The organism is Streptomyces sp. NPDC005775 (assembly GCF_042871565.1).
Classification (GTDB): domain Bacteria; phylum Actinomycetota; class Actinomycetes; order Streptomycetales; family Streptomycetaceae; genus Streptomyces.
Map to the genome: position 1 here is coordinate 187791 of NZ_JBIAIU010000008.1, position 13956 is coordinate 201746.

Below are 13956 nucleotides of genomic sequence, written 5' to 3' on the forward strand. Positions count from 1 at the left end.
CTAGGAGATGCCGAATTCGCTGTCGAGCACGTCGAACAGCTCCTCGTCGGTGACCGTTTCGAAGTCGGGTCCTTCACCGCTCGACGCCGGGTCGCCGTGCGCGTCGCGCCAGTGGCGGACGATGGCTTCCAGCCGGGCGGTGATGGCGTCCGCGCGGGCGCCGATCGTCTCGGCGATCCCGTCGTTCGCGGGGAATCCGCTGAGCACGGCCTCGATCCGGTCGAGCTCGGCCAGGGCCGCACCCGCCGGATCGCCGGTCGCCGGCCCGGACTCGGATGCGAGGCTCTCCGCCAGGACGGCGCTGACGGCGCGCGCGGTGGGGTAGTCGAAGATCAGGGTGGCGGGCAGGTCACAACCGGTGGCGGCGGTGAGCCGCTTGCGCAGGTCCACGGCCGCCAGCGAGTCGAAGCCCATGTCACGGAAGGCGAGATCGGTCTCGACGACGGTGCTGGAGGCATGGCCGAGGACGGCTGCGACATGCGTACGTACCAGCGCGAGCAGCACCCGTCCCCGCTCGGCGGCCCCGAGCCCGTCGAGCTTCACCCGCAGATCCGCCGCCGCCTTCCGGGACTCCTCGGCGGAGGGGGCCTCATGCTCCGCCACGGGAGACTGGGAGCCCGAGCCGGTGGAAGTGGCGCCCTCGACCCAGTAGCGGGTGCGCTGGAAGGCGTACGTGGGCAACTCGACGCGACGCGCACCGGAACCGGCGTAGAACTTCTCCCAGTCGACCCGTACCCCGTCCACGTACAACCGGCTGATTGCCGCGACGAGCGCCTCGGACTCGGGACGGTTCCTGCGCAGCAACGGGACGAAGGTCGCGGAGTCGGTGCCGAGAGCGGTCAGGACCGCGTCCGGGCCGACCTCGACGAACGTGCGAGCGCCCCACTCCTCGGCACAGCGGACGGCATCGGCGAAACGTACGGGCCGGCGAACCTGATCGACCCAGTACTCCGGCGACTGCCAATCCGTGGTCATCTCAGCCGTGACGGTGGAGACCACCGGGATGCGCGGCTCGGCAAAGGACAACGCCGCAGCCACCCCCCGGAACTCCTCCAGCATCGGCTCCATCAGCGCCGAGTGGAACGCGTGCGAGACAGCCAGTCGGCTGGTCCTACGGCCGGCGGCAGCGAAGTGCTCACCCACGGCGAGAGCAGCCGCTTCCGTGCCCGAAACAACGACCGACTGCGGCCCGTTGACCGCCGCGATGCCTACTCCGTCGGTCAGCAGCGGCAATACTTCGGCCTCGGTCGCCTGGATGGCGACCATCGCGCCACCGGCCGGCAACGCCTGCATCAACCGCCCACGCGCCACCACCAACCGCGCCGCATCCGCGAGGGAGAGAACCCCCGCCACATGCGCAGCGGCCAGCTCACCGATCGAGTGCCCCACCACCACATCAGGGGCCACCCCCCACGCCTCGACCAGCCGGAACAACGCCACCTCGAACGCGAACAACGCAGGCTGAGCGAGAGCGGTCGCGTTCAACGCATCCGCATCCTCACCCCACACCACCTCACGCAACGACCGCCCCAGATGCGCATCAACCTCCGCACACACCGCGTCGAAAGCAGCCGCGAACACCGGGAACGCCGCATACAACTCACGCCCCATACCGACCCGCTGCGCACCCTGCCCCGTGAACAGGAACGCCGTCTTTCCACCACGACGGGCCCGGCCAGTCACCATCCCCGGGTGCTCCTCGCCTGCCGCGAGAGCGGCGAGCGCGGCCGGCCGGTCGCCGAGGACCACCGCCCGATGGATGAAGGCCGTACGTGTGGTGGTCAGGGAGAGCCCGATGTCCGCCGCATCGGTCCCGGGCTCCCCCATGACCCGTTCCCGCAGGCGGGCGGCCTGAGCACTGAGGGACTGCTCAGTCTTCGCCGACACCACCCAAGGAACCACGGGAAGCGCGGCCCGCACGGCCACCTCCCCCGTCTCCGCCGGCGCCTCCTCGACGATCACATGGGCGTTCGTCCCACTGATCCCGAAGGAGGACACACCGGCCCGCCGTACCGTGCCGGCCGGCACCCACGCACGCGACTCGGCCAGCAGCTCCACCTCGCCCGCCGACCAGTCCACCTGGTCCGACGGCGTGTCCGCGTACAGGGACTTCGGCAGCGTGCCGTGGCGCATCGCCATGACCATCTTGATGATGCCCGCCACACCGGCCGCCGCCTGGCTGTGGCCCATGTTGGACTTGATGGAGCCCAGCCACAGCGGGTGCCCCTCGGGCCGTTCCTGGCCGTACGTCTCCAGCAGCGCCTGGGCCTCGATGGGGTCACCCAGGGTCGTCCCGGTGCCGTGCGCCTCCACCGCGTCGACCTCCGCCGCCGCCAGGCCCGCGTCGGTCAGCGCCCGGCGGATCACCCGCTGCTGGGCGGGGCCGTTCGGGGCGGTCAGGCCGTTGCTCGCGCCGTCCTGGTTGAGGGCCGAACCCCGCACCACCGCCAGCACCGGGTGACCGTTGCGCCGCGCGTCGGAGAGCCGCTCCAGCAGCAGGACGCCCGCACCTTCCGAGCAGGCGACGCCGTCGGCGGACGCGGAGAAGGACTTCGAGCGGCCGTCGGGGGAGAGGCCCTGCTGGGTGCTGAAGTACACGAACATGTCCGGGCTCGGCATCACCGTCACTCCGCCGGCCAGTGCCAGCGAGCACTCGCCGGACCTCAGTGCCTGGGCGGCCATGTGCAGGGCCACCAGGGAGGACGAGCACGCCGTGTCGACGCTGACGGCCGGGCCCTCGAGGCCGAGGGTGTAGGCCACCCGGCCGGAGACGACACTGCCCGCCGTGGTGCTTCCGGGCTCCACGCCGAGTGCGTAGTCGTGGTACATCACCCCGGCGAACACACCGGTCGCCGAGCCCTTGAGCGTCGTGGGATCGATTCCGGCCCGCTCGATCGCCTCCCACGACACCTCCAGCAGCAACCGCTGCTGCGGGTCGGTCAGCAGGGCTTCGTTGGGGCTGATCCCGAAGAACACCGGGTCGAAGTCGGGCGCGTCATAGAGGAAGCCACCCTCGCGGGCGTACGTCCGGCCGGGCGTACCCGGCTCCGGGTCGTACACCTCCGGGTCCCATCCACGGTCCGTCGGGAACGCGCCGATGGCGTCCACCCCGTCCGCGACCAGGCTCCACAGTTCCTCCGGCGTCGCCACACCGCCCGGATACCGGCACCCCATCCCGACGATCACCACCGGGTCGTCGTGGTGCCCGCGACGGCCGCCGGAACCGTTCGCGTCGCTGAGCCGGCGCTCGGCCTCCGCCAGCCGGCGACGGACCTCGCGCAGGTCGGTCGTGGCCCGCTTCAGGTACTCGAGAAGTCGCTCCTCGTTGCTCACCGAGACCTACTCCCTCTGGTCGACGATCCGTGGCGACTCACTCACGCGGCGTCCAACGTTGATCGGATATGAACGCTACTGAGAGCGTCGAGGGGCGGCCTACCCTTAGCCCACCCCTGCCCAGGGGCCGTGGCCGGGCAGGGGAAACACGCGAAAAGCCGGGGTGCGTGGCGGCTGCGGTACAGCTGCCACGCACCCCGGCCGGGTGGCCGGTGCCGCCCCCGATCGGAGGCGGCCCGGGGTCTCAGGTGGTCGCGGGCGAACCGAGTTCGTTGTCGAGGATGTCGAACAGCTCGTCCGCGGTGACGTCGTCGAGATCGGGGCCATCGAGGCCGGGACCGGCGTCCGGGGTATCCGTCAGCGCAGACCCCACGTCGTCGAGCCGCCCCGCCAACTCCCGCAGTCTTTCGACGAGTCGGCTCCGGACGGGGCCGGCCGGCGGGGCGTCGGCCGTCAGCAGGGCTTCCAGTTTCCTCAGGTCCGCCTCCGCCCTGGAGACGGGTTCGGCCGGGACCAGGCGGGCGTCGATGTACGCGGCGACCTCCGCCGCGCTCGGGTAGTCGAAGACCAGCGTCGCGGGCAGCCGCACCCCGCTGACCGCCGTGAGTTGGTTACGCAGTTCCACCGCGGCGAGCGAGTCGAAGCCCAGCTCCCCGAACGCACGGTCCGGTTCGACCGCCTCGCCGGAGGAATGCCCCAGCACCGCGGCCGCCTGGTCCCGTACGAGATCCAGGATGATCCGGGCCCGGCCCTCCTCGCTCCGCCCGGCGATCCGGTCCGCGAGCAACGCCCCCTTGGCCGGTCCCGTGGTGGTGCGCTTGCGCGTCGGCGCGGCCATGGACCGGAGCAGGGCGGGGAGTTCGTCGGTACGGGTGCGCAGGGCGCCCGCGTCGATCCGGAGCGGCACGGTGGCCGCCAGACCCGACGCCAGTGCGGCGTCGAACAGGGCGAGGCCCTCGCCCTCGGAGAGCGCGGGAGTGCCGGCGCGGCGCATGCGCTCCAGGTCGGCATCGGCGAGATCGGCCGCCATGCCGGTGTCGACGGCCCAGAGACCGAAGGCCATGGAGCACGCCGGAAGACCCTCGGCACGACGATGAGCCGCCAGAGCGTCAAGGAACACGTTGGCAGCCGCGTAATTGCCCTGTCCCGCCGCCAACACCAGACCACCGGCGGAGGAGAACATCACGAACGCCGACAGATCCATGTCACGGGTCAGCTCATGCAGGTGCCAGGCCGCGTCCACCTTCGGACGCAACACCGCATCCACACGCTCCACCGTCAGCGAACCAACGACCCCGTTGTCCGCGACACCCGCCACGTGAACGACACCGGACAACGGGCGCCCCGGATCCACCGCCCCGATCACCCCGGCCAGAGCCTCCCGATCCGCCACGTCACACGCCGCGACCGACACCGACGCACCCAAGCCGGACAGCTCCGCGACCAGATCCGGGACACCCGGAGTGTCAGCGCCCCGGCGACCCACCAACAGCAGGCTCCGTACGCCGTGCACCGACACCAGATGCCGGGCGACACGCGCCCCCAGACCGCCCGTGCCACCGGTGATCAGTACGGTCCCGTCCGCATCCCACACCGGACCCGGACCCTCGCCTGAGGCGGCCCGGACCAGCCGCGGAACACACACCGCACCCCCGCGGACCGCCACCTCCGGCTCACCCAGGCCGACCGCCTGCTCCCACGGCACCGAACCATCCGTATCGACCAGCACGAACCGACCCGGATTCTCCGCCTGCGCAGCCCGCACCAGACCCCACACCGGAGCCTGGCGCACATCCACGGGATCGCCGTCACCGACGGCCACCGCACCCTGCGTGACCACCGCCAGGACCGCACCCTCGGGCCGATCGACCGAGAGCCACTCCTGCACCGCACCCAGCACACGGCCCACCAGACCGTGCACCGCACCGGGTACGTCCTCGTCCAGGCCCTCGGCCCCGCACGCGAAGACCACCGGTGCCGGCCCTTCGGCCGCCTGCTCACCCAGGGGTGCGGGCTGCCAGTCCACCCGGAACAACGCGTCGCCCACTCCGGCACCGAGCCCCTCGGCCCACACGGGCCGGGAGAGCAGCGAGTCCACGGACAACACAGGGTTGCCGTGCTCGTCGGCGACGGTCAGCGAAAGCCCGTCCTGCTGCGCGACAGGAGTGATCCGCACCCGGAGCGACGTGGCCCCGGCCGCGTGCAGCGCTACCCCGTTCCACGCGAAGGGCAGCAGCGTCTGCCCGCCGTCCTCACGGCCCGGGATGTCGAGCAGCCCGACGTGCATCGCCGCGTCCAGCAGGGCGGGGTGGAGGCCGAAGCGGGCGGCGTCCTGGTGTGCCGCTTCCGGCAGGCTGACTTCTGCGTAGAGCTCGTCTCCGCGCCGCCACGCCGCGGTGAGGCCCTGGAACACGGGGCCGTAGTGATACCCGACGGCTGCCAGATCCGCGTAGGCACCGGTGACGGCCAACTCCTCGGCTCCGGTCGGCGGCCAGTCGGTGAGCCCTCCCGTCCGGTCCGCCTCCACCGGCGGCGCCAGCACACCGTCCGCGTGGCGGGTCCACGGCAGATCCGGGTGGTCGTCGGCACGCGAGTGGATCGTCACGGACCGGCGCCCGGTGTCGTCGGCCTCCCCGACCACCACCTGGACCGCGATGCCGCCGAGCGGTTGCAGCACCAGGGGGGCCTGCAAGGTGAGTTCCTCGAGCAGCCCGCAGCCGAGCTGCTCGCCCGCCCGGACGGCGAGTTCGACGAACCCGGTGCCCGGCAGCAGCACGCTGCCGAGGACCTCGTGATCGATGATCCAGCCGTGCGTACCGGCGGACAGCCGGCCCGTGAGAACGATCCCGCTGTCGTCGGGCAGAACCACGGCGGCCCGGAGCACCGGGTGGTCGAGGGCGATCTGCCCGGAAGCCGCGGCGTCGGCTCCGGCAACGGGTGCGTCGAGCCAGTAGCGGCTGCGCTGGAAGGCGTACGTGGGCAGCTCGACGCGACGCGCACTGGTACCGGCGTAGAACGCCTCCCAGTCGACCCGCACGCCCTCCACGTACAACCGGCTGAGGGCCGCGACCAGCGCCTCCGACTCGGGACGGTTCCTGCGCAGCAACGGGACGAAGGTCGCGGAGTCGCTACCGAGAGCAGACAGGACCGCATCCGGGCCGATCTCCACGAACGTACGCACGCCGAGCGCTTCCGCACTGTGAACGGCATCAGCGAAGCGCACAGGCTGACGAACCTGATCGACCCAGTACTCCGGCGACTGCCACGCCTCGGACACCTCACCTGTGACCGTGGAGACCACCGGGATACGCGGCTCCGCGAAGCTCAACCCCGCAGCCACCCCCCGGAACTCCTCCAACATCGGCTCCATCAACGCCGAATGGAACGCGTGCGACACGGACAACCTGCTGGTCTTACGGCCGGCGGCAGCGAAGTGCTCACCCACGGCGACGGCGGCCGCCACCGTGCCCGAAACCACGACCGACTGCGGCCCGTTGACCGCCGCGATACCCACACCGTCGGTCAGCAGCGGCAGCACCTCGTCCTCGGTCGCCTGCACCGCGACCATCGCGCCACCGGCCGGCAACGCCTGCATCAACCGCCCACGCGCCACCACCAACCGCGCCGCATCCGCGAGGGAGAGAACCCCCGCCACATGCGCAGCCGCCAGCTCACCGATCGAGTGCCCCACCACCACATCAGGGGCCACCCCCCACGCCTCGACCAGCCGGAACAGCGCCACCTCGAACGCGAACAGCGCCGGCTGAGCGAGTGCGGTCGCGTTCAACGCGGCCGCGTCCTCACCCCACACCACCTCACGCAATGACCGCCCCAGATGTACGTCGATCTCCCCGCACACCGCGTCAAAAGCCTCCGCGAACACCGGGTGGTTCGCGTACAACTCACGCCCCATACCCACCCGCTGCGCACCCTGCCCCGTAAACAGGAACGCCGTCTTCCCGCCACGTCGAGGCTGACCGACCACCACACCCAGGTGCGCCTCGCCTCCCGCGAGAGCAGCCAGGGCACCTTCCCGGTCGCCGAGGACCACCGCCCGGTGCTCGAACACCGACCTCGACGTCGCCAGGGAGTACCCGATGTCCTCGGGCCTGTGCTCACCCGCCACGGCCATCAACTGCTCGGCCTGGGCAGCCAGCGCCTCGCCGGTCCGCGCCGACACCACCCAAGGAACCACGGGAAGCCCGGCCCGCTCGGCGGCCGGTTCCGCCACCTGTGCCGGGGCCTCTTCCACGATCACGTGGGCGTTCGTCCCACTCAGCCCGAACGAGGAGACGCCCGCCCGCCTCGGGTGGCCGACCGCCCGCCACTCCTGCGCCTCGGTGAGCAGTTCCACGTCACCTGCGGCCCAGTCCACCTGGTCCGAGCGCTCCCGCGCGTGCAGCGTCGGCGGCAGCACACCGTGCCGCATCGCCATGACCATCTTGATGATGCCCGCGACACCGGCCGCCGCCTGCGTGTGGCCCATGTTCGACTTGATGGACCCCAGCCACAGTGGCCGGTCCTCATCCCGCCCCTGGCCGTAGGTCGCCAACAGGGCCTGCGCCTCGATCGGATCCCCGAGCCGGGTCCCCGTGCCGTGCGCCTCCACCGCGTCGACGTCCGCCGCCGACAGTCCGCCGTCGGCCAGCGCCTGGCGGATCACCCGCTGCTGGGCCGGGCCGTTCGGGGCGGTCAGGCCGTTGCTCGCACCGTCCTGGTTCAGGGCCGAACCCCGCACCACCGCCAGCACCGGGTGGCCGTGGCGCCGCGCGTCGGACAGCCGCTCCAGCAGCAGCATGCCCGCGCCCTCGCCCCAGCCCGTACCGTCCGCGCCGGCACCGAAGGACTTGCAGCGCCCGTCGGGGGAGAGGCCGCGCTGCTCGCTGAAGTACACCAACATGTCCGGAGTCGACATCACCGTCACACCGCCCGCCAAGGCCAGCGAGCACTCCCCGGAACGCAGCGCCTGGGCCGCCGTGTGCAACGCCACCAGCGACGACGAGCACGCCGTGTCGACCGTGAGGGCCGGACCCTCCAGCCCCAGCGTGTAGGCCACACGGCCGGAGACCAGGCTCCCGGCCGTACCGCCCGCGTAGTCGTGGTACATCACACCGGCGTACACACCGGTCCGGCTGCCCTTGAGCGTGGTCGGGTCGACCCCGGCCCGCTCGATCGCCTCCCACGACACCTCCAACAGCAACCGCTGCTGCGGGTCCATGGCCAACGCCTCACGCGGACTGATCCCGAAGAAGTCCGGGTCGAACTCCGCCGCGTCGTACAGGAACGCCCCGTCACGGGCGTACGACTTCCCCGGCACACCAGGCTCGGGGTCGTACACACCCGGATCCCACCCCCGGTCGTCGGGCAGCGGGGCTATCGCATCGACGCCGTCCGCGACCAACTGCCACAGCCCGTCCGGCGTGGTCACACCGCCGGGGTACCGGCAGGCCATGCCCACGATCACGATCGGGTCCTCGCCGCCCGCCCGAACACCGGCGGCGGCCGGTCGCGGCTCCGGGGACGTGGCCGCGGGGCCGTCGAGGAGGGTCAGGACATGCGCCGTGACGGCCTCGGCCGTGGGGTGGTCGAAGATCAGGGTGGCCGGAAGACGCAGTCCGGTCTCGGCATCGAGCCGGTTGCGCAGCTCGACGGCGGTGAGGGAGTCAAAGCCCAACTCGTCGAAGGCGCGGCCGGGTTCGATGGCGTCGCCGGAGGCGTGGCCGAGTACAGCGGCGATCTTCGTACGGACCAGAGTCAGCACGGCGTCGGCGCGGTCGGCCCCGGCCAGGCCGGCCAGCCGGGTGCGCAGGGCCGGGGCCGCGGCACGGGCCGTACGACGGCCGGGGGCCCGTACGAGACCGCGCAGCAGGGCGGGGATCTCGTCGGCGTGCGTACGCAGCACCGCGAGGTCGAGGCGGACGGGGACGGTGGCCGCCGCACCCGAGCGCAGTGCGGCGTCGAAGAGCGCGAGCCCCCGGTCGGCGGGGATGGCCGGGGTACCGGCCTGCCGCATGCGTTCCAGTTCGGCGGTGCCGAGCCGGTCGCCCATGCCTCCCGGGGTGTCCCACAGGCCGAAGGCCAGGGACGACGCCGGCAGGCCACTGGCCCGGCGGTGGGCGGCGAGCGCGTCGAGGAAGGCGTTCGCGGCGGCGTAGTTGGCCTGGCCCGTGGAGCCGAGGGTTCCGGCGATGGAGGAGAACATCACGAACGCGGTGAGGTCGAGACCACGGGTGAGATCGTGCAGCAGCCAGGCGGCATCCGCCTTGGGCGCGAAGACCCCGCGCAGGCGCTCGGGCGTGAGCGACGTGACCATCGCGTCGTCAAGTACCCCTGCCGCGTGGACGATCGCCCGCAGCGGGTGGTCCGGGTCCACCCCGGCCAGAAGCGCGGCCACGGCGTCACGGTCGGCCACGTCGCACGCGGCGAGTGTGACGCGTACGCCCGAACCTTCAAGATCCGCTCGCAGTTCGGCCGCCCCTGGGGCTTGCTCGCCCCGTCGGCCGGCGAGCACCAGATGCCGTATGCCGTGCTCGGCCACCAGGTGGCGTGCCACGAGCGCGCCCAGACCGCCCGTGCCGCCCGTGATCAGTACGGTCCCGGTCGGATCCCACGCCGGTGCGGCATCGGCGGGGACGCTGACGCGGGCCAGCCTGGGGGCCAGCAGCCGTCCCTCGCGGACCGCCGACTCCGGCTCCTCCCCGGCCCCGACGCGTCCGAGGTCCTCGGACCCGTCCGTGTCCAGGAGGACGAACCGCCCGGGGTTCTCGGCCTGAGCCGCCCGCACCATTCCCCACACCGGGGCCTGGCACACGTCGACCGGGTCGCCGTCGGCCACGGCCACGGCGTCGCGCGTGACGACCACCAGGGAGGACGCGGCGAACCGCTGGTCCGCCAGCCACTGCTGGAGCACCTCCAGGACCCGTTCGGCCACCGTGCGGGCGGCGGACGGCACGTCCTGCTCCGCCGGCACGGGCTGGGCGCACTCCAGAACGACCGTGCCGGGCACCGGGCCCTCGTCGGGTACGTCCTCCCAGCGCAGCCACTCCACCGGCGGGGCGGCAAAGCCGACCGGCTGCCACACGACCCGGTACAGCGGGTCCGCGGCCGGGCCGCCGGCCCCGGACGCCTCATCCATGGCCCGGCCGACCACACCACCGACCGAGGCGACCGGGGCCCCGGCGGAGTCCGCGATCTCCAGCGAGAAGCTCTGCGGGGTCGGCCGCGACACCCGTACACGCGCGGCGGAGGTCCCGACCGCGAACAGCCGTACGTCCTTCCACACGAACGGCAGGACCGTACCGCCGTCCTGCTCCCCGGCGCCGTCCACCAGCGCGGCGTGCATCGCGGAGTCCAGCAGCGCCGGGTGCAGCCCGTACGCGTCGGCCACGACGTCCTCGTCGAGCGCGACCTCCGCGTACACGGCCCCGTCGAGCCGCCAGGCGGCCGTCAGCCCCTGGAAGGCCGGGCCGTACGCGAGGCCCTGCGCGCGCAGCGTCTCGTACGCCCCGTCGAGCGGGAAGGGGACCGCGCCCGGCGGCGGCCATGCGCTCAGGTCGAAAACGGGCTCCTCCGCGGCTTCGGCCAGCACGCCTTCCGCGTGCAGGGTCCAGTCGGGCCCGGCGTCGCTCTCGTCCCGCGCGTACACCCCGACCGTGCGCCGGGCGGTGTCGTCGGCAGCTCCGACGACGACCTGGACGGCGACGGCCCCGTCCTCGGGAAGAACGAGGGGTGCGTGGAGCGCGAGCTCTTCGAGGACGTCGCAGCCCACGTGATCGCCCGCACGGATGGCCAGCTCGACGAACCCCGCACCGGGAAAGAGGACCGTGTCCCGCACGACGTGGTCGGCCAGCCACGGCTGTGCGGCGACGGCGAGCCGTCCGGTGAGCACGGCACCCCCGGAGTCGGCCAAGGTGATCACCGATCCGAGCAGGGGGTGCCCGTGCTGGGTACTCCCCGGCCTGACGGCGTCGAGCCAGTAGCGGGTGCGCTGGAAGGCGTACGTGGGCAACTCGACGCGGCGCGCACCGGTACCGGCGTAGAACGCCTCCCAGTCGACCCGGGTGCCGTCCACGTACAACCGGCTGATGGCCGCGACGAGCGCCTCGGACTCGGGACGGTTCCTGCGCAGCAACGGGACGAAGGTCGCGGAGTCGCTACCGAGAGCGGACAGGACCGCGTCCGGGCCGACCTCGACGAACGTGCGAGCGCCCCACTCCTCGGCACAGCGGACGGCATCGGCGAAACGTACGGGTCGGCGAACCTGATCGACCCAGTACTCCGGCGACTGCCAATCCGTGCTCATCTCAGCCGTGACGGTGGAGACCACCGGGATGCGCGGCTCGGCGAAGGACAACCCCGCAGCCACTGCCCGGAACTCCTCCAGCATCGGCTCCATCAGCGCCGAGTGGAACGCATGCGACACAGCCAGCCTGCTGGTCTTACGGCCGGCGGCAGCGAAGTGCTCACCCACCGCGAGAGCAGCCGCTTCCGTGCCCGAAACCACGACCGACTGCGGCCCGTTGACCGCCGCGATCCCCACACCATCAGTCAGCAGCGGCAACACTTCATCCTCGGTCGCCTGGATGGCGACCATCGCGCCACCGGCCGGCAGAGCCTGCATCAGCCGCCCACGCGCCACCACCAACCGAGCCGCATCCGCAAGCGACAACACACCGGCCACATGCGCAGCCGCCAGCTCACCGATCGAGTGCCCCACCACCACATCAGGGGCCACCCCCCACGCCTCGACCAGCCGGAACAACGCCACCTCGAACGCGAACAGCGCCGGCTGAGCGAGTGCGGTCGCGTTCAACGCGTCCGCATCCTCACCCCACACCACCTCACGCAACGACCGCCCCAGATGCGCATCAACCTCCGCACACACCGCGTCGAAAGCAGCCGCGAACACCGGGAACGCCGCATACAACTCATGCCCCATACCCAGCCGCTGCGCACCCTGCCCCGTGAACAGGAACGCCGTCCTGCCCGTCGGCGCGGCCACCCCCCGCACCAGGCCCGGGTGTTCCTCGCCCACGGCAAGGGCGGCAAGGGCGGCCTTCCGGTCACCGACGGCCACCGCGCGATGGGGGAAGGCGGTACGCGTGGTGGCCAGGGAGTGTCCGACGTCCTCGGCGGCGTGGTCGTCGGCCACGGTCAGCAGCCGTTCCGCCTGGGCGGCCAGGGCCTCTTCGCTCTTCGCCGACACCACCCACGGCACGGCAGGGAGCCCCGCCGCCGGCACAGCCGCCTGCGCCTCCGCGGGCGCCTCCTCCACGATCACGTGGGCGTTCGTGCCGCTCAGCCCGAACGACGAGATTCCCGCACGCCTGGGTCGGCCGACCGGCCGCCACTCCCTCGACTCGGTGAGCAGTTCCACGTCGCCCGCCGACCAGTCCACCTGGTCCGACGGCGTATCCACGTGCAGGGACTTCGGCAGTACGCCGTGCCGCATCGCCATGACCATCTTGATGATGCCCGCGACACCGGCCGCCGCCTGCGTGTGGCCGAAGTTGGACTTCACCGAGCCCAGCCACAGCGGCTGCCCCTCCGGCCGGTTCCTGCCGTAGGTGGCCAGCAGCGCCTGCGCCTCGATGGGATCGCCGAGCCGGGTTCCGGTGCCGTGGGCCTCCACCGCGTCGACCTCGGCCGTCGTCAGGCCCGCGTCGCTCAGCGCCTGGCGGATCACCCGCTGCTGGGCGGGCCCGTTGGGTACGGTCATCGCGCTCGACGCGCCGTCCTGGTTGACCGCCGACCCGCTGACGAGCCCGAGCACCGGGTGGCCGTTGCGCCGCGCGTCGGAGAGGCGCTCCAGCAGCAGGACACCCGCGCCCTCGCCCCAGCCCGTGCCGTCGGCCGCGTCGGCGAACGGCTTGCAGCGCCCGTCCGGGGCCAGCCCGCGCTGCTCGCTGAAGTACACCAGCATGTCCGGAGTCGACATGACTGTGACGCCGCCCGCGAGGGCCAGCGAGCACTCCCCGGAACGCAGCGCCTGGGCCGCCGTGTGCAACGCCACCAACGACGACGAGCACGCCGTGTCGATGGTGACGGCCGGACCCTCCAGCCCCAGCGTGTACGCGACCCGGCCGGAGACGAAGCTGCCCGCGCTGCCGTCGGCGTAGTCGTGGTACATCACACCGGCGTACACACCGGTCCGGCTGCCCTTGAGCGTGGTCGGGTCGACCCCGGCCCGCTCGATCGCCTCCCACGACACCTCCAACAGCAACCGCTGCTGCGGGTCCATGGCCAACGCCTCACGCGGACTGATCCCGAAGAAGCCGGGGTCGAACTCCGCCGCGTCGTACAGGAACGCGCCCTCACGCGCGTACGACTTCCCCGGCACACCAGGCTCCGGGTCGTACACACCCGGATCCCACCCCCGGTCGGCCGGGAAGCCGGACACCGCGTCGACGCCCCCGGCCACCAGCCGCCACAGGTCCTCCGGGGTGTCGGCCCCGCCGGGGTAGCGGCACGCCATGGCCACGATCGCGATCGGGTCGTCGTTCACGGAGGTGAGCCGCGCGTTCTCCTCCCGCAGTCGCTCATTGTCAGTGAGCGACTTCCGGAGTGCTGCTACGACCTGTTCCATCGATGTGCTGGTCACGTCATCCTCATCATCCAGGTCGG

2 protein-coding genes are annotated in these 13956 nt (G+C 72.2%); both read right to left on the reverse strand.

The features are described from left to right. On the reverse strand, positions 1-3333 hold the full coding sequence (locus tag ACFYPA_RS20320) for a type I polyketide synthase (RefSeq protein WP_389133324.1): 3333 nt from the start codon (positions 3331-3333) through the stop codon (positions 1-3). A gap of 244 nt (positions 3334-3577) precedes the next feature. Further along, entirely contained in the window at positions 3578-13918 is a 10341-nt protein-coding gene (locus tag ACFYPA_RS20325; protein ID WP_389133448.1) for an SDR family NAD(P)-dependent oxidoreductase, read from the reverse strand. Positions 13919-13956: the final 38 nt, after the last annotated feature.